Source organism: Dyella sp. AD56, assembly GCF_002878475.1.
GTDB lineage: Bacteria > Pseudomonadota > Gammaproteobacteria > Xanthomonadales > Rhodanobacteraceae > Dyella.
Window position 1 is genome coordinate 66,011 of record NZ_NRDP01000003.1, and the last position, 26,932, is coordinate 92,942.

Consider the following 26,932-nt stretch of genomic DNA (forward strand, 5'->3'; position numbering starts at 1 on the left):
GGGACATTCTCGCTGCCAAGAAAAAAGGCGGGCCTGAAGGCCCGCCTTTTCGAAGTACTGCACTCTTTCGAGCTTAGAACTTCTGGTTGTACGACACGTACCAGTAACGGTCGATGTCGAACGCCGGGTTGTACGGCGAGCTGCCGGTGCCCGAGGTCGTGACCGCGTAGTAGTACGGACCCTTCTTGTTGAAGATGTTGTTCACACCGACCGAGAACGTACCCTTCCACGGAGCCGTGTAGCGGATCTGCGCGTCGTTGAACGCCACCGAACCCTTCTGGCTCACGCCGTAACCACCCAGACCCGGGGTCGTGTAGTTCGGCATGTTGCACTCCACCGTAGCGGTGTAGCACTTGTCCTTCAGGCCCGAGTAGTAACGGACCGTCCAGCTTGCGCCGAACTCGCGGTAATCCCAATCCAACTGCAGGTTGGAACGCAGGCGGTACATGCCGTCTTCACCGAAGAGGCTGGTGTTGCTGGTCATGTAGCCGACGTGGTTGATCGGCGTGGCGCCCGGGCCGCTGGCCGTTTCGTACTTCGTCAGGTAGGTGCTGTCCGAAGCGATGCGGAAGCGACCGAACGAGGTTTCCGGCAGACGGTAGTGGATACCGACGTCGTAGCCCTCGGTCTTCAGCGTGCCGAGGTTGGTCAGGCTTTCGTTGAGGTTGTTGATCGAACCGGCCACCAGGTTGGAGGTCGGGACCGGGGTGCGCGTGAAGCGGTTGCAGTACGACGAATCGTTCTGCACATAGCACAGGTTGGCGATGTCGTTGGCATCGACGCCGGTGATGATGTTCTTCACGTAGATGTTGTAGTAATCAACCGAGAAGTCCAGGCCTTCGACCTGATGCGGGCTGTAGACCAGGCCCAGCGTACGGGTGATCGAGGTTTCCGGCTGCAGGTTCGGGTTCGAACCGGACAGGAAAGCCGTCGGCGTCTGACCGCCAGCCGAGCTGGTGATCTGGGCGCCGGTCTGGTCGATCTGGCGGTAGCCAGCCGGCACGCCAGCGGCGGCGCAACGCTGAGCCACGGAGGAGTTGCTGGCGGCAGCGCCGAACTTGGAATCACACGGATCGAGGAAGGTCTCGAAGCTCTGACCGGTGCCACCGTACAGATCGCTGATGGTCGGCGCACGGAAGCCCTGAGCCCAGGTACCACGGACCAGCAGGTCCGCGAACGGACGCCAGCGGAAGCTGTACTTGTTGTTCGTGGTGCTGCCGAAGTTGCTGTAGTGCGAGTAGCGGCTGGCGACGTTCAGGCCCAGCTCCTGTGCACCCGGCAGGTCACGCAACAGCGGCACGTCGAGCTCGGCGTACGCTTCGTTGGTGTTGTATGCGCCGGAGGTCGGGGCGCTGGCGAGGTTGGACGTCAGGCCGGCAGCGTCGTTAGCGTCCGGGCGGAAGTCGCCCTTCTCACCGCGATGCTCCACGCCCACAGCCAGGCTCACCGTGCCAGCCGGCAGGTCGAACAGACCACCGGAGACGTTAGCGCTCCAGTCGGAGGTGTAGCTGGCCTGGCGATCGGTGCCCACGTAGTTCACGTAGTTCAGCACCGACTGCGGGGTGCCACCCGGACCGGCGAGGATGTTCCACGGCACGCAACCGGCGGCGCGATCGGCGGCGCTGGCGCAAGCCACCTGGCCGTTGATCATGGTCGTCGGGCCCAGAGCCGCGCGTGCATTCGGCAGGTAGATATTGCCGGTGGTGCGCATGCGGATGTGGTTGGCGTCGTAGGTGAAGCCCGCGTCCCAGCTCCAATCGTGATTCAGGAACTGGAAGTAGCCATCGACGCCCAGGTCGATGTGCGCCAGCTTGGACTGCGTGTCCGTGACGCGGGGCATTTCCACCGTGCGGCGGAAGAATTCGGCGTCCTCACCCGGGAACGGGTTGTAGGCGTTCTGACCGCTGATCAGGATCGGCGTGTCAGCCGAACCCGACTGGAACGGGTAGCCGGAGAGCTGGCTGGACGTGTCACGGGTGCTGTAGCTGGCAGCGCCATGCAGCGTGATGTTGTCGGTCAGCTTGTAGCGATCCTGCAGGTACAGGTTCTTCAGCTTGGTGCCGGCGCGGAAGGTCATATCCCGCTGCGTGTTGTACTTGTCGGCCGTGCTGGTGGGATCGTACAGGTGGTAGTTCGACAGGTCGCCGGTGGCGGTCGAACCGTGGTTTATCACGTACTGGTCACCGGTGGTCGGATCGACCACGCGGCCGTACTGGCCCAGACCCAGACCAGCGGTCGGGTGACGCGGACCCTGGGCGTAGGAGGTCTCAGGACGCTCCTTGTTCCACATCGGGTCGACGTTCTGGTACGAGGCGCCGACGATGATCGAGTTCTTCTCGGTGCTGTGGCCCCAAGTGAAATCGTAGTTCTGCGTCTCGCCGTCGCCCTTGCCGTTCTGGCCGTAGTAGACGTTGGCTTCGGCGCCGTCGAACTTCTCGCGGGTGATGATGTTCACCACGCCGCCGATGGCGTCGGAACCGTAGATGGAGGAGGCGCCATCCTTGAGGATGTCAATGCGCTCAATCATCGAGACCGGGATGGTCGACAGGTCGGTCAGGCCGGACAGGCTGGTGCTCCAGCGGCGACCATTGACCAGCACCAGCGTGCGCTGCGAACCGAGGTTGCGGATGTTGACGTAACGGCCGCCGACGTCTGCACCGTTGGACAGCGTGTCCTGCGGGGTGATGTCCGGCGTGCCGGCGGACGGCATGCGGGCAAGGATGTCGTTGACATTGGTCAGACCGGTCGCCTGGATGGCGGCCTTGTCCATGGTGAAGACCGGCTGAGAGGTCTCCACGTCCACGCTACGAATGCGCGAACCGGTGACGGTGACGGTTTCCAGGCTCTTGGCTGAGGACTGATCAGCTTGGGCGGGGGCAGCATCCTGTGCGGCCACCGACCACGTCTGCAGCACCAGCGCTGCGGCGATGGCAGTAGCCAGCAGTGTCTTTTGCTTCATTGTTGGAACTCCGAACAAAAAATAGCCATCAGCCAGCTCGCGAGGGCTGGACATCTGGATATGGGATGGCGCGACCAGCCTTGGGGAAGGGGTGCGTGCCGTGGCATCGCCGGGCTTGGGGGACAGGCGATGTAATCCCGAAGTTAAAACAAAGTGACGTGTAGGTGCAAGCCTGCTGCAACAGTCAGGTGATAGTTGGTTTTAGTGTGGAGGGGGCGGCGGGGCCGCGCCAAAAAAGTGAGTTGAGGCGCATGACTCGCGACGATCGCCCTCCTTTCGTGGGTGATCACAGCCACGATCCCTAAGGAGTGCGTGGCCCGCTACACTGGCGCTTTGTCGCTACCTGCTTGCCCATGACGCAGCCCTTTATCGTTGCCTTCGACCCCGTCGCCTTCAAGCTGGGGCCGCTACAGATTCACTGGTATGGCCTGATGTATCTGACTGGCTTCCTCGGTGCGTGGCTGTTTGCCGAGTACCGCCGCCAGCACGGCCGCCTGCCAGTGACCCGCGATGCGCTGGGTGACCTGGCGTTCTACGTGATGATGGGCGTGATCATCGGCGGGCGTATCTGGTACATGCTGTTCTACGCCGACATCCATTGGATATGGCAAGACCCGCTGGCGCTCTTCCGCGTGTGGGATGGCGGCATGAGTTTCCACGGTGGGTTGCTCGGCGTGCTCACCGCCGGCCTGTGGTGGTCGCGCCGTAACCATATGCATTTTTTCGACACGGTCGATTTCGTTGCGCCGCTGGTGCCAATCGGGCTGGGGCTGGGTCGCCTGGGCAACTTCATCAATGGCGAGCTGTGGGGCAAGCCGGGTTCAGTACCCTGGGCAATGATTTTCCCGAACGCCCGCTCGGCTGACGTGGATTGGGCCGCCACGCATCCGCAGTGGCAGGCGGCGTTGGCTCAGTTCGGCGGCTTGCCGCGCCACCCTTCGCAGCTCTATGAAATGCTGCTTGAGGGCGTGGTGATGTTCACCGTGTTGTTCCTCGTGTCGCTAAAGCCGCGTCCGCGTTACCTGATTTCCGGCCTGTTTGCATTGTTGTATGGCTGTTTCCGTTTCGGCGTAGAGTTCGTGCGCGTGCCCGACCCGCAGCTGGGTTACCTCGCGTGGGGCTGGCTGACCATGGGCCAGATCCAGTCGTTGCCGTTGATCGTCATCGGGCTGGTGTTGGTGGTCATGTCGCGCAAGGCGCCGACCATGCGCCTGTACAACGTCTCGATACCGACCAAGGAGTAAGCCGTGCGAGCCTATCTCGACCTGCTGCAGCACGTGCTCGATCACGGCGCGGAGAAGGCGGACCGCACTGGCACGGGCACGCGCAGCGTGTTCGGCTGGCAGATGCGCTTTGACCTGGCGGAAGGGTTCCCGCTGGTCACGACGAAGAAGCTGCACTTGCGGTCGATCATTCATGAGCTGATCTGGTTCCTGCAGGGCGACACCAATATCGCCTACCTCAAGGACAACGGCGTCAGCATCTGGGATGAATGGGCCGACGAGCATGGCGATCTCGGCCCGGTCTACGGGCAGCAGTGGCGTGCATGGCCTACTGCCGACGGTGGCGTGGTGGACCAGATCCGCTGGGTAGTGGACGAGATCCGGCGTAATCCGGATTCCCGTCGGCTGGTGGTGAGTGCGTGGAATGTCGGGGAGCTGCCGAAAATGGCACTGATGCCGTGCCATGCGCTGTTCCAGTTCTACGTTGCCAACGGCAAGCTCAGCTGCCAGCTTTACCAGCGCTCCGCGGACATCTTCCTTGGTGTGCCTTTCAACATCGCCAGCTATGCGCTGCTGACCCACATGATCGCCCAGGTGTGTGATCTGGGCGTGGGTGATTTCGTGCACACGCTGGGTGATGCGCACCTGTACAACAACCACGTGGAGCAGGCGCGCTTGCAACTGACCCGCGAGCCACGGCCGCTGCCACGGTTGCAGCTCAATCCTGACGTGCGCTCGATTTTCGATTTCCGCTACGAGGACATCGCTATCGTGGGTTACGAGCCCTACGGCGCCATCAAGGCCCCGGTGGCGGTATAAAAAAAGCGGATTAGAGTCAGCGCGGACGGTCGGGCGTGGGCTCCGGGGGTGTCATTTGAGCGGGATGGTTCACGCATCCTGCTAAGATCGGCGCCGCGCGACGGCCCCTGGCTGGTGGCGCGGGGTCAATACCGTCGATGATTCAAGGATTTCCATGGCTATTTCGCTGATTGCCGCGCTGGATGAGAACTTCGCTATTGGCCGAAAGGGCCAGTTGCCCTGGCACCTGCCGGACGACCTGCGCTGGTTCAAGGAGCTCACGCTCGGCAAGTACGTGCTGATGGGCTACAACACGGCCGTGGCCATCGGTCGCCCCTTGCCTGACCGTACCAACCTAGTGCTTAGCCGCAAACACGAGGCGCCGTTCCCGGGCCAAATTACGGTGCGCTCGCTCGCCGAGGGTTATGCGCGCGCGGGTGGCACGGGTCTGATGGTGATCGGCGGCGGCGAGGTCTACACCGAAGCCCTGCCCAAGGCGCGACGCTTGTATCTCACCTGGGTCAATGCAGCGGTTGATGGGGCTGATACGTTCTTCCCGGGCGTGCATTTCAGCGACTGGACCGAAGTCTCTCGCGTGCATCACAAGAAAGATGACAGCCACGCCTACGACTTCGACATGGTCGAATACATCCGCAACGCCTGAGCGAGTCAACGCATGACCGCTACGACGGCCGGCGCCATGCATGTCATGGCCGGCGTCATGCTCGATTCCCTGGGGCGCGTACTACTAGCGCAGCGCCCGCCCGGTAAGCACCTGGCGGGCCTTTGGGAATTTCCCGGCGGAAAGCTGGAGGCCGGGGAGGCGCCAACGGATGGGCTGGTGCGTGAACTTCATGAAGAGCTCGGCGTGGAGGCGACCGTCAGCGAATCGCTGATTCGTGTGCCTTGGCGCTACGGCGAGCGTTCGCTGCTGTTGGATGCACGCGTCGTGCGTGTGTGGCGCGGTGAGCCAGCTTCGCTGGATGGACAGGCGTTGCAGTGGTGCGACCCGCATGCGGTTGACCTGGACCTGCTCGCGCCGGCGGATCGGTATATCCTCCGCGCGCTCCAGCTACCTGCACGCTACGCCATCACGGCGGATGTGCCGCCCTCGGCAAGCGACGAATGGCGGCAGCGTGTTCGTCACGCCATTGCTGCCGGCGAGCAGATGATCCTCCTGCGTTTTCCCCAATGGCCGGTAGCTCTGGTGAGAGCGCTGGCGGCGGAGCTGCTGCCTGAGGCACGCACTCAAGGGACGCATTTGCTGTTGAGCGGTGACGTCGAGGGTGCGCTGGCGTTAGGTGAGGGCGTAGGCCTGCAGCTAAAGGCCGCGCAACTCTCGACGTTCCATGTGAGACCGTTGCCACCCACCCAGCGGATTGGTGCGAGCTGCCATCACGCGGATGATCTGCGTCGGGCGCTGGGTGTGGCCGACTTCGCTACCTTGTCGCCCGTCGCTTTGACGACGACGCACCCAGACGCCGCGCCGATGGGTTGGGCGAGGTTCGAGGCGCTGGTCGATGAATCAGCCTTGCCGGTTTACGCACTCGGCGGCATGAGTTCGGCGCAGATTGACACGGCGCAGCAGGCTGGCGGGCAAGGCGTGGCGGGTATTCGCGGCTTTTGGTGAGCGCTCAGTGCTTCGCTTGTGCGAGCGACAGATAGCGCGCATGCAACTCCGCCACGGCTTGGTCGAGCGCGGCTTCGTCGCCGCTGTTTCCGATCACGTCGTGGGCCAGTGAGAGCCGATGCTCGCGTCGCGCCTGGCGCTCGATCATGCGTCGCGCCAGTTCTTCGTCGATGCCATCGCGTTGCATGAGGCGTTGCAGTTGCAGCGATTCGGGGGCGTCGACGACGAGGACGCGATCCACCCAGCGATAGTGCTCATGGTTCTCAGCGAACAACGGGATGGCGAGCAGGCAGTAAGGGCCACGATCAGCCAGTACGCGCTCACGTAGCCACGCACGCACGCGCGGATGGGTAATGGTCTCCAGGGCGTGTCGTTCCGTGTCGTTGCCGAAGATACGTTCGCGCATCGCCGCCCGGTCGAGCTGGCCGTCCGCGTCAAGCACACTGGCCCCGAAGTGGGAAACGATAGCCGCCAACCCTTCCGAACCCGGTGCCACAACCTCCCGAGCAGCGACGTCGGCGTCGTAAGCGTGGACGCCCAGCGCTTCGAACCGTCGGGAGACCGCGCTCTTCCCGGCAGCGATGCCCCCGGTGAGGGCGACGACGTAGCCCGGGCGGGGCGTCATGACAGTCCCATCATTTGCATGTACTGCTGCAATAGCCAGCCGCCCGCGACGAACCAGAGCCAGCCGGCCGCCGCAATGAACGGGCCGAAGGGCATGGGAATGTCGCGACCGTGTTTGCGCAGCGCGATCAGGCTGCCGCCGACAATGGCGCCGATGAACGAGGAGAGCAGGATCACCGGTAACAAGGCCGTAGGTCCCATCCATGCACCCAGGGCGGCAAGCAGCTTAAAGTCGCCGTAGCCCATGCCTTCCTTGCCAGTGAGTAATTTGAACAGCCAGTACACGCTCCACAGGCTGAGGTAGCCGATGGCCGCGCCGAGAATGGCCGTTCCGGGCAGTACGAACATGGGCAAGAGACTCAGCAGCAGGCCCAGCCACAGCAGCGGGTAGTTCAGCTGATCGGGCAGGTACTGCGTGCGAAAGTCGATGCCGGCGAGTGCAATAAGCGTCCAGGTGAAGACCAGCCCGGCGAGCCCCATCCAGTTAGGACCAAACTTCCAGACGATCACTGCGCTGGCCAAGCCGCTCAGCAATTCGACCAACGGATACTGGATGGAGATAGGGGTCTTGCAGTACCGGCAGCGTCCACCAAGCAACACCCAGCCGAACAGCGGAACATTGTCGCGGATCGCGAGTGGATGCTTGCAATGGGGGCAATGCGAGGGTTCGCGCACGATACCGGGCGGCAGTGCCTCGCCATCAGGTTCCATGGACAGAGTGTCAAAGGCATCCAGTCGCCATTGCGCCATCAAGCGGGCAGGCAGGCGAAGGATTACAACATTCAGAAAGCTGCCCACTAGCAGGCCGAGCACGCCGGCGGTAACGATCCAGGCCCAGAGGGGAAGTGCGATCATGCGAACATCCGATGGCTATAAAAAAGCCCCTCTCCCGGTGGGAGAAGGGCCTGACGGTAAGGCAGGTTCCAAGAGCTTACACGGTGCTGGCGAGCTTGAAGATCGGCAGGTAAAGCGAAATAACCATGCCGCCGACGAGCACGCCCAGGATCACCATGATCAGTGGTTCGAGCAGCGTGGAGAGCGTATCGACTGCGTTATTCACTTCTTCCTCGTAGAACTCCGCCACCTTGAACAGCATGTGGTCCAGCGCACCAGATTCTTCACCGATCGCCGTCATCTGTACGACCATGTTTGGGAACAGACCGGTCTGACGCATCGACAGCTGCAGCTGGTGGCCGACAGCCACGTCCTCTCGCATCTGCTTGACCGCATCGCCGTAGACCACGCTGCCCGTGGCGCCCGCCACCGCATCCATGGCTTCCACCAGGGGCACGCCGGCGCGGAAGGTCACTCCTAGGGTGCGCGCGAAGCGGGCAATCGCGGACTGACGGAGGATGCTGCCGATGACCGGCACTTTCAGCATGACGCGATCGAGGAAGTGCGCGAACTTGATGGAGCGGCTCTTGGCCATGACCAGGGCGACGATGCTGCCGATGATGCCGAACACAACAATCCACCAATAAGACTTCATGAACTCCGAGGCATTGATGACGATCTGCGTTGGCGCAGGAAGCTCGGCACCGGCGTCCTTGAACGTCTGCGCGAACACCGGCACCACGAAGAGCAGCATGATCATGCTGACCAGCAAGGCAACGGTGAGCACCGCGATCGGATAGAACAGGGCTTTCTTGATCTTGGCCTTGATGGCTTCCGTACGTTCCTTATACGTGGCTACGGTGTCCAGTACCGAGTCGAGTACACCTGAAGCCTCGCCCGCATGGACCAGATTTCGATAGAGCTCGTCAAACTGGACGGGATACTTGGCCAGCGCCTCATGGAGCGCGGAACCGCCCTCAATGGTCTGCTTGACGTCCGTCAGCATGTTTTTGAAGCGGATGTTCTTCTGGCCGTCGGCGATGATTTCGAACGCCTGCACCATCGGCACGCCAGAGGCCATCATGGTGGCGATCTGGCGACTGAAAATGGCGACGTCGCGAGGCTTGACCGAGCTGCCGGACGCACCGAACAGGGGCTTGCCCCGTTCCTTCACGGTCTGCGGGTTCATGCCCTGGCGGCGTAGCTCGGCTTTGACGAGCGAGGCGTTCTTGGCCGCCATGTCGCCCTTCATGCGCTTGCCACGCTTGTCGAGTGCCACCCAGTCGTAGGTAGTCAGCTTGCTGATCTCAGCGCGCTGGGCGCCAAGCGACTTGACGTTCTTAGCGGTGGCCGCAGCCATGGCATTTCCCCCTGCTGGTACGGTCGGGTTGCCTCAGGATGGCAACCGTCTAATCGATACAGCTTAAGTCATTCCCCTGGACCAATTCGTGGCACCTGACGCAACTTTGGTGCGATGGGTGGTCCATCCCACGTGGCAGATGGCCGCCGACGGCGTGTTTAGTCCTTGGTGACGCGGTCGATCTCGGCCAGGCTTGTCACGCCTTTCTTGACCTTGAGCAGGGCGGAGGCACGCAGGTCGTTCACGCCGGCCCTGCGGGCAGCTTCCCCGATCTGCAGTGTGTTGCCGCCGTGCAGGATGATCTTCTGGATTTCCTCCAGCATGGGCATCACCTGGTAGATACCCAGGCGGCCTTTGTAGCCCTCATTGCAGTTGTCGCAACCTACGGCTTCGTAGACGGTTAGGCCGGCGTCGATATCTTCCTGGGTAAAGCCAGCGTCCAGCAGCACCTGCGGCGGCAGGTTGATCGGCCGCTTGCAGTCGTGCAGGCGACGCGCCAGTCGCTGGGCAATGACCAGGGTCACTGACGAGGTGATGTTGTAGGGCGCGATACCCATGTTCATCAGGCGGGAGATCGTCTGCGGCGCATCGTTGGTATGCAGGGTCGACAGCACCATATGGCCGGTCTGTGCCGCCTTGATGGCAATCTCGGCGGTTTCCAGGTCACGGATTTCGCCCACCATGATCACGTCCGGATCCTGACGCAGGAAGGAGCGCAGGGCGGCGGCGAAGGTCATACCACGCTTGACGTTCTGCTGGACCTGGTTAATGCCCTCGACGCGGATTTCCACCGGGTCCTCCACCGTCGAGATGTTCCGTTCGTTGGTGTTGAGGATGTTGAGCGCCGTGTAAAGCGAGACCGTCTTACCCGAGCCCGTAGGGCCGGTGACCAGCACCAAGCCGTAGGGCTTGTGGATGGCGTCAACGTACAACTGTTTCTGCGCGTCCTCGTAGCCTAGGACGTCGATGCCGAGCTTGGCTGCCGAGCCGTCGAGAATACGCAACACGATCTTCTCACCGAACAGCGTGGGCAGTGTGCTCACGCGGAAGTCGACCGAACGGCTCTTGGACAGGTTGAGCTTAATGCGGCCGTCCTGCGGTACGCGGCGTTCCGCGATATCGAGGCCGGACATCACCTTGATGCGCGACGAGATACGTGCGGCGAGTTTCATCGGCGGGCTGGCGACGGCTCGTAGCATGCCGTCCATGCGCAGACGCACGCGGTACTGCGTTTCGAACGGTTCGAAGTGGATATCGGATGCGCCACGCTTGATGGCATCGACCAGGATCTTGTTGACGAACTTGACGACGGGCGCATCGTCATTCGCGGTGGCATCAATGCCGGTGGATTCGGCTTCTTCGTCGCCGCCTTCTAGCGAAAGCTCGTCGAAATCCCCGCCACCCATGTCGGGCACGGCATTGCTCAGGGCAGTGAGCGCAGTGTCGATGACCTTCAACAGTTGGCTACGCTCGACGAGGATCGGTTCCACCATGCAATTGGAGTGGAACTTGATCTCGTCCAGTGCATGCGACTGCATGGGATCGGCGATGCCAACGAACAGGCGTTTGCCGCGCTTGAACAGGGGGAGGGCGTGGTGCTTCTTGATCAGCGCCTCGCTGATCAGGTTCACGGGCATGCTGGGGATGGCCAGCGCGCTGACGTCCATCATCGGCATGCCGAACTCGTCGGATGCGATACGGGTGAGTCGCGCGCTCTCCACCAGGCTGTTGTCCAGCAACCAGGCCGCGAGCGAGGTCTTGCTCTGGGTTGACTCGGCAACGGCCCGGCGCACGTCCGCCTCGGGCAGTACATCTTCCGATACCAGCCTGCGCGCAAGCCCGGTGAGGCCCGCGAGCGAGGGTTGCATTAGCGTTGACATGGCGATACGGGTCCAGCCCCCTGATAGGAAGGGAATTTACCCCAGTTGCGGGGGTAGGTCACCCGCCAGGATCAGGGCATGGGCCCCGGGGGTGATCGGGCGCACAGATCACCGTGCGGTCCGGCGCCAGAACATGGGCATGCAACGGGCGTGCCTTCCGCTGGTCGGCGTGGACGCCGCAGCGAGCTTGGGATAGAAAGACCAGCCACCTTGAAGAGCTGGACCGTTCGTGACGCAGCCTGACACCCCTTTGCCCTTCCTGGTCTTTGGTGCCCCTCGTATCGAAGAGGATGAGATCGCCGAGGTCGAAGCCTGCCTGCGCTCAGGCTGGCTAGGCACGGGGCCGCGCGTGGCGCAGTTCGAGAAGGACTTTGCCCAGTGGCGTGGCGTACAGCCCTCTCAGGTGGCGGCGGTAAATTCCTGCACGGCTGCCCTGCACGTCAGCATGGTGGCTGCCGGTCTAGAGCCGGGTAGTGAGGTCATCACCACCCCGCTGACGTTCTGCGCCACGGTCAACGCCATTCTTCATGCGGGCCTGATACCGATGCCGGCTGACGTTGACCCGATGACCCAGAACATTGACCCTGATGCCATCGAGGCCGCCATCACGCCGCGCACGCGTGCCATCCTCCCTGTGCATTTCGCGGGCCGCCCCTGCGCCATGGACCGGATCATGGCGATCGCCCAGAAACACGGCCTGATGGTGATCGAAGACTGCGCGCACGCCATCGAGGCGGAATTCCAGGGCCAACCCGCTGGCACCTTCGGGGATTTCGGCTGCTTCAGCTTCTACGTCACCAAGAACGTGGTGACTGGCGAAGGCGGCATGATCCTGGGTCGAGACGAGGAGCACATCGCCCGAGCTCGCGTGCTTGCGCTGCACGGCATGAGCAAAGACGCGTGGCACCGCTTCGGTGACCAGGGCTATCGCCACTATCAAGTGGTCGAGTGTGGTTTCAAATACAACATGATGGATCTGCAGGCGGCGATTGGCATCCACCAGCTGGCGCGGGTGGAGAAGAGCTGGGAGCGCAGACGCCAGATATGGCAACGCTACGACGAAGCGTTTGTTTCTCTGCCGATTGGCCTGCCAGAGGCGCCCGAGGAAGGAACCCGCCATGGCCATCATCTCTATACGGTGATGATCGACGCCGCTCGCTCGGGTATCGAGCGTGATGATTTCCTCGAGGCCATGACCGCGCGGCGCATTGGTACGGGGGTTCATTACCTATCGGTCCCGGAACATCCGTACTACCAGCAACGTTTCGGCTGGCGGCCGGAGCAGTGGCCGGCCGCCATGCGATTGGGACGGCAGACTGCGAGCCTGCCGCTGTCGCCGGCTATGTCCGATGGCGACGTCGAGCGGGTGATCGAGGCGGTCCGTTCGGTCATCGCGGCCTGACCTTTCCGCTGGTGCTGTCGGGCCTGGCGTGATGTGACTCAGCGCCCGCAATTTCACGCGGGAAGCTGCGCCCGGCGGATAGGCGTGGCGCTCAGGTTATGATGCCGGCTCACTCTCGGGGACACGCTCTTGAATCGTCTAAGCATCATCCTGCCCGCCAAAAACGAAGGGGCGGCGCTGAAGGATCTGTTGCCACGACTGCGCCAGGCCCAGCCAGTGGCGGAGATCATCGTGGTGGACGACGGTTCTACTGACAACACACGCGACATCTGCGCGGCCGCAGGCGTGACCTGCCTGTCGTCGCCGTACTCGATGGGCAATGGCGCGGCGATCAAGCGCGGTGCGCGCGCAGCGACCGGTGACGAACTGGTGTTCATGGATGGCGACGGACAGCACGACCCGTCGGATATCGCCCGTTTGCTGGAGAAATTGGAGCAGGGCTACGACATGGTGGTGGGCGCACGCGACTGGAGCAGCCAGGCGGGCGTGGGGCGCGGTGTCGCCAACACCATCTACAACTGGCTCGCCACACGCATGACCGGTCATCAAGTGATGGACCTCACTTCCGGCTACCGTGCCGTGCGTGCCGACAAGTTTCGCGAATTCCTGCATCTGCTGCCCAACGGGTTTTCCTATCCCACCACCAGCACCATGGCGTTCTTTCGTAGCGCGTACCCCGTGGCTTACGTGCCGATCAAGGCGGCACAGCGCGTGGGCAAGAGCCACATCAAGCCGCTCAAAGATGGCGTGCGATTCTTGTTGATTATTTTCAAGATTGCGACGTTGTACTCGCCATTGAAGTTATTTGCGCCGGCGAGCGCGGTGTTTTTCTTGCTGGGGTGTGCAAATTACGCGCGGACATTCTTCGTGGATGGACGGCTGACGAACATGAGCACGCTGATGTGGAGCGCGGCGGTGATCGTTTTTCTGATTGGCTTGATCTCCGAGCAGATCACGTCGTTGATCTACCGACGCGATGCCTAAGTCGATCTGCACGCCGCGATCATGAAGAAACTGCGCATGCTCGCCATGACAACGTCATATCCGTTGCACCCGGGTAGTTCCGCAGGCGTCTTCGTCCAAAGTCTCTATCAGCAATTGTCCGCCGGATACGCGATAGACGTGGTTTGCCCCGCCGATTCGAACCCCATAGAGGTGCCATTTTCTGATGGCGTGACGCCTGATATTCGTATTCATGCCGTGCGTTACGCGCCCAATGCGTGGCGTACGCTCGCCCAAGGGGCAGGTGGAGTGGTTACGGGCCTGCAGCGCGCGCCGTGGCGGATATTTTTGCTGCCGGGATTGCTGCTCGGATTGTTCTGGCGTGGCCTGCAGTGTGCGGGTGACGCAGATCTGATCCATGCCAACTGGTCTGTATGTGGGGCCATGGCAGGCATCATCGGGCGTTTGCGCAGGAAGCCCGTGATCACGACATTGCGCGGCAGTGATGTGGCGCGCGCAACGCGTTCGAGGTTGGATCGAATGATCCTTGGTTTGGCCGTGCGCAACAGTCGGATCGTGATCTGTGTTTCGGACGCGATGGCGGAACGACTTCGTGTGCAATTCCCGCATCGCGCTGCAGATATCCATGCATGCCTCAATGGTGCCGATGAAGCCTTCTTTCAGGTCGATAGGGCGGTTTCCGAGGGCACTGGCTTGCGGGTGCTGGCGGTCGGCAACCTGATTCGTCTGAAGGGCTTCGATGTGCTGATCGAGGCTCTCTCTCGCGCGCGTCATAGCAACCGAATGCATGTATGTATCGTCGGCGATGGCCCCGAGAGGGAGTCGTTGCTCGCTCAAGCGGCATCCCGAGGCGTGTCTTCCTGTTTCACATTTGTTGGAACCGTGCCGGCAAGCGACATGCCGAAGCGCATTTCCGACGCGGATGTGTTCGTTCTTTCCAGTCGCTCGGAAGGTCGACCTAACGTGGTCGTGGAAGCCCTTGCTGGCGGGTTGCCGGTGATTTCCACCGATCTGGAGGGTGTACAAGGAATGGTTAGAAATGGTGACACCGGCTGGCTGGTCGCAGTCGATGATGCAAATGCATTAGCCGCTGCACTGGATCAGGCGGCTGCTGATCGCGCGGAACTTCAACGCCGCGGCGAACGCGCACGTGCGTTCGCGTGCACCCAGATTGGAACATGGGCGGATACTGCGCGCTGTTACGAGTCGTTGTTCCAGACAGCCATGAACGTGGACGAGAGGCAGCGTTCCTCATGTGCGGAATAGCCTTTCTCCAGGCCCCGACGGTCTCGCCAGCGGAGCGTCGCGAACGCATGGACGAAGCCTTGCAGAGGCTGAGGCAACGCGGTCCCGATGAATCCGGCTGCTTTGTCGGCGACGACTTCATCGCCGGACACACGCGCCTAGCGATCATTGATGTCAAGGGTGGCCACCAGCCCATGCGTGATCCTAGTGGGCGTTGGGTTCTGGTATTCAACGGTGAGATCTACAACTACCGGGAACTGCGGGCGCAATTGGCGGAGCGATGGAATTTCCGGGATGACAGCGACACTGAGGTGTTGCTGGCCGGGTTGGTCACGGAAGGTGCACGGTTTGTCGAGCGCCTGGATGGTATGTGGGCATTCGTGTTGCACGATTCCGCTTCCGGCGACGTGTTGCTTTCAAGGGATCGCTTCGGCAAGAAGCCTCTGTATTACCGCCGCCACGGCGCGACCTTTGCCTGCGCGTCCGAGCTGCCGGCACTGGCGGTGCTGACTCCGGATGTTGCTGTCAGGGAAGATGCTGCGGGCATCGCGGACTATTTCCGCTACGGTTACGCATTGCCCGGAAAGACGTGCGTGGCCGGTGTCAGTGAGATTTTGCCGGCCCACACTCTGCGGCTGCGCGCGGATGGCTCGAGCGTACATGAGCGCTATTGGGCGCCATCGGTCGAGCCCTGGACGGGCAGTTTCGGGGAGGCGGCCGAGCAGATCCGCGAACTGTTGACGCAAGGCGTGCGCCGCCGTCAGTTGGCGTCTGATGTGGAGGTCGGGGCGTTTCTTTCCGGCGGAGTCGATTCCACCACCGTGTGCGCGCTCGCACAGGCATCGGGGTTCGGAAGGCTGCGAACGTTCACGGCGGGCTTTGCCGAGCCAACCTTCGATGAGCGGGCGCCAGCGGCCCGGGCAGCCGCCGAGTTGGGCACGCTGCACACGGCTGAAGAGATCAAGCCAGATATGGCGGCGATCCTTGCAACGGAACTTCCCCGTCGCATGGGCCAGCCGTTCGGCGATTCCTCCCTGGTTCCCAGCGCATTGGTCGCTTCGGTGGCAGCCCGGCACGTAAAGGTGGTTCTTACGGGCGATGGCAGCGATGAGATCTTCGGCGGGTACGCCAGATACATGGGCCGATTGCTCCGCCAGCGATATCACATGCTGCCGGCTTCGTTGCGTTCGATGATCGAGCGTGGCGTGCTAGCGACGCCAGAGCCCTACGCGCATCACAGCGGCAGCCTTTTGAAACGTGCGCATCTTTTCGTGAGGTTGGCTCGAGAGGACCGGGATGCCTACATAGGACCGCCGGCCATCCGCAAGGAAACGCTCGCGCAACTAGTGCCCGGGTTGGGCGCAGGAAACTCGATGTCCGATCGACCCTGGCCAGATGATCCGAATGAACTTCGGCACATGCTGCTGCAGGATTGCTTGGTCTATTTGCCCCAGGACATCCTGCAGAAGGTTGATCGCGCGACAATGATGTATTCGCTCGAGGCTCGCAGCCCCTTCCTGGACAAGGCGCTTTTTGAATTCGTGATTCGCCTGCCCTGGCAATGGCACTTCTCCGGCATGCGAGGAAAGCGCCTGCTGCATGCAGCCATGCGCGGCCGCGTGCCCGACTTCATCTGGAAGCGTCGCAAGCAGGGATTCGCATCGCCGGTCAGTCACTGGCTGCGCAATTGGCTGGGAGATGAACTGCTCGCCATGACGGATTCGGAAGACACGGGTGTCGTGGATGCGGCGGGGTTGCACGCGTTGCTGCGCGAGCATCGTGCAGGGCGTGCTGATCATTCCCAGCCCCTGTGGCTGGCCTATGCCTACCTGCGCTGGCGCGCAGGTTGATCGCGTGATCACCCGCGCCCACCGCATACTGCTCGTCTTGCCGAGCCTCGATCGAGGCGGCGGCGAGCGTGTGTTGCTGCAACTGGCGGAATCGTTCGTGGCGGAGGGACGGGAAGTTCACGTGGCTGCCTTGCTGGGCGGTGGCCCGCTGCGCTCGGCTGTTCCAGCGGCTGTGACGTTGCATGAGTTGATCGATGCGGTTGATGCACCCAAGGGGCTTGCGCTGGCATGGAAGGCACTCCCCAGGCTGGCATCGCTCATCCGCACGGTGAAACCGCATGCCGTGTTGAGCACGATCACAGGCACGAATCTGTTGACCGTCCTGGCTTGCATGCACGCGCGCATGCGCATGCGGCTTGTCTTGCGGGAGGCATCGAGTCTCGTCAACACCAAAAGTGCCTTGAAACGACAAGCGATGCGCTGGCTCTACAAGCGCGCTGACGGACTGGTTGCGGTGTCAGAGGGGGTTGCCCAGGATCTGCATGGGCTGGGTCTTGCGGATGACCGTATCCACGTCATACGCAATCCGGTCGATGTCGAACGGTTGCGTCAACTCGCGATAGCCGACTTGCCGGCAGCGGTGCAGGACAAAGCACCATATATTGTCTCGCTGGGGCGTTTGACCGAAGCGAAAGATTTTCCCACCCTGTTGCAGGCGTACGCCATCAGTGCGTTGCGCAGTAGCCATCGCCTCGTCATTGTGGGGGGCGGCGAACAGCGTGCGAGCCTGGAAGATGTTGTGCGAAATCTCGGGCTGACGGATCGTGTCGTCTTCACCGGCGCGATGGACAACCCGTATCGCGTGTTGGCGGAAGCTGATTTGCACGTTCTTTCCTCCCGCTGGGAGGGCTATCCGAATGTCCTGCTGGAGGCCTTGGCGTTGGGTGTTTCCGTGGTATCCACCGACTGTCCTCATGGGCCCCGTGAAATACTCGAATGCGGGCATTATGGCCGCCTCTCCCCTGTGGGTGATGCAGCGGCGTTGACGGGTGCAATGGATGCGGAGCTGGCGCAGCCGTCGCCCCGCGGTGATGCGGTGATCGCCGCACACAGCCCCCAGGTCATTGCGTCACGCTACCTGGCTTTGCTGGACGGTGGGGCGGGAGTGCTGCAGTCATGAGTCGGCCGTGGAGAATGTGGCGCAACGCGGCGTATGTCGTGCTCGTCATCATTGCGGCGGTGTTGGTCGTGCATTGGTGGCCGGAACTTGCAGCGATCTGGCGCAAACAGGCGCTGACCTTCGTCGGCACCATCGTGATCATGATCTGCGGCACGCTGGTGCAGGCGCGCAACTTCCTGGTGTTCCTCGATACCCCTGTTCGTCTGCGAGTCCGGCGCTTCGTGTCGGTGTGGGCATGGGGGGCGTTGGCGAACTACGTGGCCCCGTTCCAGGCCGGCGGTATCGCGATTCGTGTGGCATGGCTAGGGCGGCACAAAGTGAGTGTTGCGGACAGCCTGCTGGCAACCTGGCGTCAGCTCGCGTTGAGTTTGTGGGTCGCACTTGCCGGGCTTGCGATTGGATTGCTACTTATCGGCGACCCACGCGGCCGCTGGCCGGCCACCGTGCTGTTTCTGCTGTGGCTGGCCGCTTTCTTCATGCGCAAACTATGGTTGAAGTGGTTGGACAACCTGACGCGTCCGGCATGGCTGGCGAATCGAAAGCAACTCATGCATCGGGCTGTTACTGGTCTATCTCCAAGTGGACTCATGGGTGTCGTTGCCCAGTACGTTCTGGGCACACTGTTACTGTATTGGGTGTATGCGGGGTTTGATGCCTCGATAGGTTTCGGGCAGGCGCTTATTTTGGCGTGCTTGGTGTATGCGTCATCCCTCGTCTCTATCTTGCCTGGCAACCTGGGAGTGACCGAGGCGATCTACATGCTGGGTGGTCATGGGTTTGGCCTGGATCTGGCGCAGGCAGGTGCTTTGGCGATATTGATTCGCGCTGCGCACGTGGCGACGAATTTGCTGATTGCACTGGTAGGTATGCAGTTTGGCGGGGATGGATCTGGGGCAGTGCATGAATAGTTCTTGGCAAAACCGGCTTGGCCAACTTCCGGTTGAAACGGTGCGGGATTGTTTGCTGTGTGAGGGCGAGCACGGAGTACCCGATCGGCGATGGTACGAGTACCTCGATCTCATGCCGCCCTTCGATGTGGTGCGTTGCCCCGTTTGCTCCTTGCGCTGGCTGAGCCCCCGGCCTAATGCGGAGGGCTACGCAACGCTCTATACGGATGCCATGTACTTCGGTGGCGCCGGAGCCTCACCGGCCGATTACGAGTCCGCGACGAAGGCGCGGCTCGACTATATGCGTGCCAGAATTTCGCGCATTGAACGCATGTCCAACAAAGAAGGGCCGTTGTCGATTCTCGACTACGGCGCGGCGACTGGTGATTTTGTTCGAGCGGGTCGCGATGCGGGGAATGATTGCATTGGCATCGAACTGTCCGCGGATGCTCGGGCTGTCGCAGAGCAGAAGAATGGTGTGACCTTGCTGTCGATCGATGCCGTCGAAGAGATGTTCGGCCCACGATTCGACGCCATCCATATGAATCACGTGCTTGAGCACATGCCCGATCCGCTTGCGCACGCGCGCTGGTGTGCGCAGGTTCTCAAGCCAGGCGGGCTATTCGTGCTCGAGGTGCCGCAGCAATTCGACAATGACCTTGATCGGCTTCGTCGTGGGCTTCGTGTTGGTGGAAAGCAATCGCGATTCGATGCTTACTCGCTACACCATACCTATTTCTTTACTCCATCTACGATGGAGGCCCTGCTTGTCAAAGCGGGCTTCAAGGTTCAGAGCTTGGCTACCTTCAATAAAGCCAAGACGCCTCTATGGCCGTTGTCGCCTAAAAATTACGTGCTCAGGCCGCTTCTCGGTATGGCGGATAGATTGCATGCGGGCGGCAACATCATTGAAGTATTCGCACGACGAGTTGATTAAGGCGGCGGCGGTGAGGATGGCCAATCCCAGTCACGCATGGCCGTTGTGGATCTATATGATCGATCGAAATTCTGCAGCCCTTTGAACGCCATAGCATTGGGTTAACGCCATAGCATTGGGTTGCTGCTTTCCAAAAGAAATCACCGTTTCATGATGACGCCCTGGCCAGTGGCCAGGTGCAAGACCTGGATGCCTTCTGACGCTGCCAGCTCATCCGCGGCGCGCGTTGCACCGGGACAGGTCTTGAATCCATAGTCATCCATGACAATAACGCCACCCTTGACGAGTCGAGGATAGAAGAAATTGAGGCTGTCGCGGGTCGGTTGATAAAGATCGACATCGATGTGAACGAGCCGAAATTCACGATCGGCCACTTCGGCAAATCGCTCGGGAATCCAGCCAGGCAATATTTCGACAGAGTTGTAGCGGGCAAGGTTATGCCGCACGGTCGCCTCGCTCGCAGTCAGGTCGCCGCCGCCTTCGGACCAAGGCATCACGGACTCCGCGACGTTTAGATCCGTTGCTTCCGGCGCGGAAAGCCCTTGGAATGAATCAAACAAGTACAGTTTTCCATGCGTGGATGCCTGTGCGATGAAGAACGCAGAGGTGCCGACGTAACAGCCACATTCGGCCAGGTCTCCTGGCAGCGCATTGTTGAGCTTCACGTACTCGCGCAGTGTCCACTTTCTGTCCTGCGAGTATGGATTTTCCGGTGACATGCGGTTGAAGTCACCCAGGAATGCCTTGTCGTCACGCCAAAGCTTGTGGTCTTCGCTGATTGGGAAATCTCCGAAGATGGCCGCAGTAGCGCGAGCCATTTCCTGGCGTACTCGCCTGCGTTGCGCTGGGTTGCCAGCGACAAGCCATTTCACGGCTCTGCCCAAGCGGGTTGGAGTGATCATCATGACGGGCGATTCCGGTGCTTGAGGTAATATTTGTTGGCAGAGAGTTGATGTGCGGATGCATCCAAGTGGATGCGTTGGGCAGCGTCAGGCTCGGCGCTTGAAGACGAATTCGTTGCAGCCAAGTCCATGGGTGAGGACTTGTCGCTGCAATGCAAATCCCTTCGCTGACAGCAAGCTCACGACATCTTCCGGTTTGGCGACTTCGAATGGATATCCGCCCAGCCAGTCGCTCCAGTCGTGCGTGATCGACATGCCCCGTTTGCGCGCATAGTTGCGGATATGGCTGCCGGGAAATTCTCGTTGGCGGACGTCCAGCGCCAAACTGTACAGCCAGAACAGTGGAAAGAACGTGGCCTTGACCAGCCAGCGTCCAAGGGTGCCCCTGCAATAACAACGCTTGATGCTGTGCCAGATCCGAGAGCGCATGCCCTGATCGTTGTACAGAGCAATTAGCAGCGTTCCGCCGGGAGCGACATCCTGCTGCGCCAGATCAAGGGCTTGCCACATTGCGCCGGTGTGATGCAGTACGCCCCACGAATAGACCAGATCGAATGTCCCGAGTGACTGCATGAAAGCCGTATCGAGCACAGAGCCCTGCGTCACGGTCCAGCGTTTGTCGCCGACGCCGTAAAGCCGGTGCAACTCTTCGGTGCAGTCTACAGAGTCGGGGTCGTAATCGAACGAGACCACTTCGGCGCCAAGCTGATGCATGGCGAGACTGGACAGGCCACTGCCAGAGCCAATATCGAGCACGCGCCAGCCCCGCAGATTCTCTCGACCCAGCAACTCGCAGATGGCGGTGCGTGACTGATTAATCCGATGCTCATCCAGCAAAGACAGGAAGGAACGCCAGTTTTTTCCGAAAGCGAAGCGCATGAATCGTGTTTTGTCCTGTTGGGTATTGCCAGTATCGTGATGGTCGATGTAGGTGCTTCGAGTTCGTGGTCACGAATTCTATCGCAGCGTGTCGCTCGAGGCCGGTGGCGCGGGCTTATCGAGAAGCGCCTGCAGTGACTGGATGGTGGCATCCAGTCTTCCGCCTAAATTCATGGTTTGCAGCTGTTCTAGTGCCGTACGCGCCTTTGCGTCGTCTCCATTAGCTGCCAGCATGCGCACCAGTGTGACGCGGTAGCTTGGTTCACTAGGAGAAGAATTCACCGCGCCCTCGATCATGTGGAGCCCCAGGGTGTGATTGTCCAGCACGTTCCAGGCATAGCTACTGTAGGTGGCCTGCAATCTGGCGCTGGGTGCAGGATGTGAAAGCGCCACTTCGAATGCCTGCACCATGCGATCGGTGGGAAGGGGGCAGGAGCCATCCCGGGCGCATTCTGCCAATGCGGCCAATGAGCTTTCGTCCTGCACGCCGGATTTTCGCGCCTTGAGCTTGGCGATCATGCTGTCCCACCACTGTGCCTTCAGTGGTAGCCCCATGCGTGAGTTCATGAAAATCAGGGCCTGCTGGGGCAGGATCGACGATTCGGGGAGGTTTGCCGCTCTTTCCAGTGGAGCGTAGGCCAGTTTGGTATAGGGCGAGGCAGAGTCGTAGTGCGAATAGATAATGTACGTGCGCCCCAGCTCGTATTGCGCACGTGGCGAGTCAGGCGCCCGCTCGGCAAGCTCTTGCGCAAGGCGCAGTGGATCGCTCCAGGCATAGGCGGTGAGGGCGGTGAGGCCTGTCCACCACAGCATCAAGCCGGCAAGCACAGTGCGACTCAGGTACGACGGCGTCGCCGAGCCGCTCCCGGTCTCTGCCAGCCAAGGCACGACGGCCAACAACACGCCGAAACTGGCGAAGTAGTTGCGATGTTCGTACACGAGCTCCAACTGCAGGATGGTGCCGGTCAACAGCTGGCAGCCCAGGAACAGGGCAATGCCGAGAGCCACCATCGGTCGCCGCTGGCGTAACCAAAACACCAGCACGACAAGCGCGGCCAAGACGAACAGACTGGCCAGTGTGGTCCAGGGCGAAAGCAATCCGGTCGAGATGCGGAAATCGTCGTGGTAGAACGACAAGGCATGCGGTGTGGGCAGCACCGTCCACACTAGATAGTCGCAAACGACACGTGCCTCGCTGAGTAGTCGCTGGCCGAGTGTGAAATCTCGAGCAGCCCAGTTGGCGGGATTCAATACATGCGGAATCTGCCACGCCAGTCCGGCGATCATCGGGATGATCAGCAGTACTATGAATAGGCTGATGATGTATCCATTCTGCGCCCCGTCGCTGGCGGTGTGCGTTTGATCTTGGCGGCGGAAACCGAACACGATCCATTCGATCAAGAAAGCATACAGCGGCAGCATCACCGCCGTTTCCTTGGCGAGCATGCCTATGGCAGTGGGGATGATCAGGCTCGTAGTGCAAATCCAGAAGCCGCCCCATTCTGATTTGCTCTCGTCGGTAGTGGTGGTGCTGGCCAGCATCCATTGCCTTCCCGCCACGTAACCAATCAGTCCCAGAAGCACAAATAGATTGGCCATGCTCTCCTCGCGCTGCACCACATACAGCACGCCGGTGAGATTGATGGGCAGAAGCATCCATCCGGCGGCTGTCAATGCGGCAACGATGGAAACAGGAGAGGCTTCAAGCCCGCCTCTTGTGTGTTTGTTAGCAGCAGATGGGGCCGTTCTTACGATGGTGAGCAAACGTCGCGTGAGCAAGAAGACCAGCACGCCGTTCAACAAGTGAATGATGAGGTTGATCAGCTTCCAGCCGAACGGATCCAAACCACCCGCCAGATAGTTCGCGGCGAAGCTCAGCGAAGCCAGTGGCCGCTTGAAATCGCTGGCCGGCGAGGACAGCGCGGCTCGTACGAGGACGGGCACACTTACCTCATGCGGCTGCACACCGGGGTTGTCCACGATGTTGGGGTTGTCGTCGAACAGCCAGTAACCCTGGAGGCCGGGCCAATAGACGATCATGACAATGAGCAGCGAGAGAGGCAGGAGCCCACGCGCGGCATACGCTTTCCAGGAGGAGCTCATTTCGTTGAAGTTGAGGGCTGGACGGCTATTGTGGCGCACAAAGCGCCACAATCAGACTATCTGGCTTTCCCGGCCGTTTCGTGTGGATTCTTGCGCATCTTCTCGATTTCAACGATTTCGTCTGCATTGATTGCACGATCATCCACCAACAGGCGGCGCAGCAGCGGCAGGCGGTTGTAGTCGGTGCTGTGTAATACGCTTATGGCCTGGTCGTACAGGTGGGCGCTGACCAGGTATTTGGCCTCTAGGCGTGGAATATTTGCGTCTGGGTCGTTCTGGTAGGTGGCCTCAAGCTCGTGAATGGCCATGCCAAGGTTTCCCTGGCTGACCGCCCAGTAATGCCTCTGGTAGTGCAGGAAGCCGGCTGCAAAGCCGTTGTCGGCGTATAGAGGGTTCAATAGCAGTGCATCGGTGAGGCCAAGCCAAGCCTTAGACGTAAGCACAGGGCACGACCCTTGGGTCGCCATCGTGCGCAGCGTTTCGATGTTCTCTAATCCACCCTGGTCGAAACCTGTCGCGCGTAGTAGTGCGTCCAGCTCGTCCAGATCAGTCTGCGACAGGTCGCCTTGTGCGCATTTGAGCAGGGCGCGATCTTCGGCCAATGAGATGTCGTTTGGGTGTTGTTGAAAGGCCTTGTCGAGTACTTGCATGGCGGCGGTCGGCTGGCCGTGCTTGTAGAGCCGATCGACGAGATAAGTCTGTGCACGAATCGAGTCCGCTTGGGAGTTGGCCCAGATCAAGGCCAGACTATCTTCCGAGGCATACACACGAGCGCTCAGTCCGGTCGTGATGCAGCAGGCCAGTAGCCAGAGGCCGGAAATCATGTACAGCGTGCGTTGCTGTCGCTCTTGCTCTTGGGGTAGCCGTGCTGCGCTCAGTGCAAAAGCCATCACGGGACCGACCAGCGGCATGTAGTTGCGGTGCTCGAAGTACAGCTCCAGCATCACCGTGGAGCTTTCCAGCAATTGGCCACCGCTATACCAAAGTACCGCTAGCGCGAAAAGCGGCCACCGGCGTAGGCCCGCCAAGGCTGCCACCAGCGCCGCGATCAGTGCCAGCAGGGCGGGCAGCGTGGTCCATGGTGAAAACAGACTGCGCGACACGGCATAGCCGTCGTGATACAGGCCGTACAGTCCGAAGCGCGGCAGGAAAATCTTGCCGAGGTAGTCGAACAGGATGCGCGGTTCGGTCAGTAGACGCTGCCCCACGGTGAAGTCGCGTGTGCCGGCGTGTCCCCATTCGTTGGGAAGTGTCCAGAGCAGATAGCCGATCACGAATAGCACGACAGGCCAGATCAGTAGGCGTCGCAGCCAGGCAACCATAGTGGGGAGGCGCTGAACGTCCGAACGCAATAGCGTGGCATCCAGCACCAGCACATACACCGGCAACAGGATGCCGTTCTCCTTGCTGAGGAACGCTAGGCCCATGCATGCACCCAGCCCCAGCAGCATCCACATGCCACGTCGCCATGCAGGTGCTTCGGTCGCTAACAGTCCCCGCGTGTAGGCCAGCAGGCCAAGTAGCATGAACATGGCCATCAGCAGAGTCATGCGTTGCACAACCAGCACCACGCCCGAGAGCTGGATGGGGTTGAGTAGCCAAGCCGCGGTCGCCAAGCATGCGGCGACGTTTGCGCGGTTGTCGAGCGAATCAGGCGTGATCTTGTTGAGTAAGTAATGGCGTGCGACTCGCCGGACCAGAGCGAACACCAGCAAGCCGTTGAGCAGATGGATGCCAAGGTTGACGACGTGGAACGGGAATGGATGGTCTGGCCAAGAGGCTTTCTGCAACAGAAAGCTCAGCATGGCCACAGGTCTGCCAGGAAAATTGCGCGGCTGGGACAAGTAGATGCCCAAGTCTCGCCAGCTTGATACGAGATCGATGCTGTCCAGCGCCGCCAGGTTGGGAAAGTCGTCAAATAGGAAGGGGCCATGCATGGCCGGCCAGTACAACAGTGCACAGGCGATCAGCGTGATCGTCAGCCCAAGCAGGGCGCGTGTTCGGGCGGACATCAGAAATCCCAGTAGATCAAAGGGTGGCGTAGCCATTAGGGCTATGCCGGGCAAAGGCTACTGGCAGGTTTGGGGAAGGTAAATCAGGTCCGCATCGCTGGTGCACTGCCAGTTTATGGCGCCGTCCGCGCTTCCAGTCATGGTGAGCTTGACCTGTTTGCCTTGTAGCCTGGGGGCCACGGTTTGGTTTCGCATCAGGGCCGTGATCACGCAGCCAGCGCCGCCTGCCGTGATGTTGATGCTGGCTACGTAGTGGCCACTATAGCTGGCTGCTGCCGGTAACCCGTTTGCCCCGGGCGTTGGGCAGCCTCCGGTCTGGGTGTAGTAGTCGGCCACATCGGTTTTCATGCCATCCGCGAGCGTGAACGCCTCGCTCAGTTGCGCCTTTCCGGTCGAATTGGTGTAGACCGAGATCGCGATGCTGGCAAGGATCGCGATGATGGCTACCACGATCATCAATTCGATCAAACTAAAACCGCGCGCATGTTTCATTTTGGTATGCCCCCTGATGATGCCGCAAGCTGAAGCAAGTGGCAGGCCAGCGGTTGTTGTTGAACGTGCGCGACATCGCAAGAAAAGAAAACCCCTCGAATGAGGGGCTTTCGGATGGAGCATGTACGTGCGTGCTGTATCAGTTGCCTACACAGGCCGTCGGCTCGTACTTGGTGGGGATCTTGCTAGCATTGCCCTGGTCGCAAAGCCAGCTGAACGAGCCGCCGTTGTCGGTGCCGGCGATGATTACCGTTGCGCCATTCAGCGGCGTCGAAACCGACGGCGAAGCCTTGAAGAGGACGGAGATTTCGCAGCCAGTCTTGGCAGCGTTCGGTGCGACAGTCGCGGACTTAACGTACTTGCCGCTGTAGCTCAAAATATTGGAAGCTAGGCTGCCATTCGTGCCATTTGCGCCGCCGACCGCCGGGCATGAGCCTGTCTGGTTGAAGTACTCCACGATCGGTGTCTTCAAGCCGTCAGCGATGGTCTGCGACTCGGAGAACTGCGACTTGGTGATGTAGCTCTGGTACTGCGGGATAGCGATGGCGGCCAGGATCGCGATGATCGCCACGACGATCATCAGTTCGATCAGGGTAAAGCCCTTCTGCACGTTCTTCATGGTGGTTCCTCTGTTTTTGGTTAGCTAACCGGTAGTGCCCCCTGAGCCCCGGTCCCGATTCCCCCTAGGCGGGAACGGACCCCTTTACGCGGTCTGGAACGACCAGGAAGCTCGTGACGGCTGCAGCATGTTCTATGCCACGTTTGTCATTTGGTGGTTACCCGCAGTGTGGCGGGTGTGTGGATTGTGCATAGGGTCACGGGCCCGGACAAC

At 60.9% G+C, this 26,932-nt stretch carries 22 protein-coding genes; 11 read left to right on the plus strand and 11 right to left on the minus strand.

The features are described from left to right. Window positions 1–73: 73 nt before the first annotated feature. A complete protein-coding gene (locus DyAD56_RS02865) occupies window positions 74–2,959 on the minus strand; it encodes a TonB-dependent receptor (RefSeq protein WP_102301246.1) in 2,886 nt (961 codons plus the stop codon). 353 nt (window positions 2,960–3,312) lie between these two features. Here DyAD56_RS02865 and lgt point away from each other — a divergent pair, with 353 nt between their 5' ends. From lgt to DyAD56_RS02885, 4 genes are all read left to right on the plus strand, one after another. Further along, window positions 3,313–4,203, plus strand: a complete 891-nt coding sequence (gene lgt / locus DyAD56_RS02870) for a prolipoprotein diacylglyceryl transferase (protein WP_102301247.1) — start codon at window positions 3,313–3,315, stop codon at window positions 4,201–4,203. Window positions 4,204–4,206: 3 nt separating this feature from the next. Then, window positions 4,207–5,001, plus strand: a complete 795-nt coding sequence (locus DyAD56_RS02875; RefSeq protein WP_102301248.1) for a thymidylate synthase — start codon at window positions 4,207–4,209, stop codon at window positions 4,999–5,001. A 154-nt stretch (window positions 5,002–5,155) separates the two neighbouring features. Continuing rightward, window positions 5,156–5,644 carry a dihydrofolate reductase gene (locus DyAD56_RS02880; protein WP_102301249.1) on the plus strand — a complete coding sequence of 163 codons (489 nt, stop codon included), beginning with the start codon at window positions 5,156–5,158 and terminating at the stop codon, window positions 5,642–5,644. Between the two features lie 12 nt (window positions 5,645–5,656). Next, entirely contained in the window at window positions 5,657–6,610 is a 954-nt protein-coding gene (locus tag DyAD56_RS02885) for a Nudix family hydrolase (protein WP_102301250.1), read from the plus strand. A 4-nt stretch (window positions 6,611–6,614) separates the two neighbouring features. Here DyAD56_RS02885 and coaE read toward each other — a convergent pair whose 3' ends face one another. From coaE to pilB, 4 genes are all read right to left on the minus strand, one after another. Next, window positions 6,615–7,235: a dephospho-CoA kinase gene (gene coaE / locus DyAD56_RS02890; protein WP_102301251.1), complete on the minus strand. Its 621-nt coding sequence runs from the start codon at window positions 7,233–7,235 to the stop codon at window positions 6,615–6,617. Next, entirely contained in the window at window positions 7,232–8,089 is an 858-nt protein-coding gene (locus DyAD56_RS02895) for an A24 family peptidase (RefSeq protein ID WP_102301252.1), read from the minus strand. The genes coaE and DyAD56_RS02895 overlap by 4 nt, the downstream gene beginning before the upstream one ends. A gap of 76 nt (window positions 8,090–8,165) precedes the next feature. Next, a complete protein-coding gene (locus DyAD56_RS02900; protein ID WP_102301253.1) occupies window positions 8,166–9,428 on the minus strand; it encodes a type II secretion system F family protein in 1,263 nt (420 codons plus the stop codon). A gap of 158 nt (window positions 9,429–9,586) precedes the next feature. Beyond that, entirely contained in the window at window positions 9,587–11,308 is a 1,722-nt protein-coding gene (gene pilB / locus DyAD56_RS02905; protein WP_102301254.1) for a type IV-A pilus assembly ATPase PilB, read from the minus strand. Between the two features lie 229 nt (window positions 11,309–11,537). On the opposite strand from pilB, the gene DyAD56_RS02910 reads away from it, so the two are divergent. The 7 genes from DyAD56_RS02910 (at window position 11,538) to DyAD56_RS02940 (ending at window position 19,712) form a co-directional block, all read left to right on the plus strand. After that, window positions 11,538–12,710: a DegT/DnrJ/EryC1/StrS family aminotransferase gene (locus tag DyAD56_RS02910; protein ID WP_233202260.1), complete on the plus strand. Its 1,173-nt coding sequence runs from the start codon at window positions 11,538–11,540 to the stop codon at window positions 12,708–12,710. Window positions 12,711–12,839: 129 nt separating this feature from the next. After that, window positions 12,840–13,694 (plus strand): glycosyltransferase family 2 protein, encoded by an 855-nt coding sequence (locus DyAD56_RS02915; protein ID WP_102301255.1) that lies wholly within the window; start codon window positions 12,840–12,842, stop codon window positions 13,692–13,694. Window positions 13,695–13,715: 21 nt separating this feature from the next. Then, window positions 13,716–14,939, plus strand: a complete 1,224-nt coding sequence (locus DyAD56_RS02920) for a glycosyltransferase (protein ID WP_102301256.1) — start codon at window positions 13,716–13,718, stop codon at window positions 14,937–14,939. 47 nt (window positions 14,940–14,986) lie between these two features. Next, a complete protein-coding gene (gene asnB, locus DyAD56_RS02925; protein ID WP_233202261.1) occupies window positions 14,987–16,768 on the plus strand; it encodes an asparagine synthase (glutamine-hydrolyzing) in 1,782 nt (593 codons plus the stop codon). Between the two features lie 4 nt (window positions 16,769–16,772). Beyond that, window positions 16,773–17,888 (plus strand): glycosyltransferase, encoded by a 1,116-nt coding sequence (locus DyAD56_RS02930; protein ID WP_158241241.1) that lies wholly within the window; start codon window positions 16,773–16,775, stop codon window positions 17,886–17,888. After that, window positions 17,885–18,796, plus strand: coding sequence for a lysylphosphatidylglycerol synthase domain-containing protein (locus DyAD56_RS02935; RefSeq protein WP_102301259.1), 912 nt, complete (start codon window positions 17,885–17,887; stop codon window positions 18,794–18,796). The genes DyAD56_RS02930 and DyAD56_RS02935 overlap by 4 nt, the downstream gene beginning before the upstream one ends. Further along, on the plus strand, window positions 18,789–19,712 hold the full coding sequence (locus DyAD56_RS02940; protein WP_158241242.1) for a class I SAM-dependent methyltransferase: 924 nt from the start codon (window positions 18,789–18,791) through the stop codon (window positions 19,710–19,712). Before DyAD56_RS02935 ends, DyAD56_RS02940 begins: the two co-directional genes overlap by 8 nt. 140 nt (window positions 19,713–19,852) lie before the next feature. Here the strand turns inward: DyAD56_RS02940 and DyAD56_RS02945 are convergent, their stop codons facing one another. From DyAD56_RS02945 to DyAD56_RS02970, 6 genes are all read right to left on the minus strand, one after another. Next, window positions 19,853–20,617 (minus strand): TylF/MycF/NovP-related O-methyltransferase, encoded by a 765-nt coding sequence (locus DyAD56_RS02945; RefSeq protein ID WP_102301260.1) that lies wholly within the window; start codon window positions 20,615–20,617, stop codon window positions 19,853–19,855. Between the two features lie 84 nt (window positions 20,618–20,701). Further along, window positions 20,702–21,493 (minus strand): class I SAM-dependent methyltransferase, encoded by a 792-nt coding sequence (locus DyAD56_RS02950; RefSeq protein ID WP_102301261.1) that lies wholly within the window; start codon window positions 21,491–21,493, stop codon window positions 20,702–20,704. A 78-nt stretch (window positions 21,494–21,571) separates the two neighbouring features. Continuing rightward, on the minus strand, window positions 21,572–23,533 hold the full coding sequence (locus tag DyAD56_RS02955) for a hypothetical protein (RefSeq protein ID WP_233202262.1): 1,962 nt from the start codon (window positions 23,531–23,533) through the stop codon (window positions 21,572–21,574). A 119-nt stretch (window positions 23,534–23,652) separates the two neighbouring features. Beyond that, on the minus strand, window positions 23,653–25,608 hold the full coding sequence (locus DyAD56_RS02960) for a hypothetical protein (RefSeq protein ID WP_102301263.1): 1,956 nt from the start codon (window positions 25,606–25,608) through the stop codon (window positions 23,653–23,655). Between the two features lie 57 nt (window positions 25,609–25,665). After that, the gene (locus DyAD56_RS02965) at window positions 25,666–26,100 is read right to left on the minus strand and encodes a pilin (RefSeq protein WP_102301264.1); all 435 of its coding nucleotides are present in this window, start codon (window positions 26,098–26,100) and stop codon (window positions 25,666–25,668) included. Between the two features lie 139 nt (window positions 26,101–26,239). Beyond that, window positions 26,240–26,719, minus strand: a complete 480-nt coding sequence (locus DyAD56_RS02970) for a pilin (RefSeq protein ID WP_102301265.1) — start codon at window positions 26,717–26,719, stop codon at window positions 26,240–26,242. Between the last annotated feature and the right edge of the window lie 213 nt (window positions 26,720–26,932).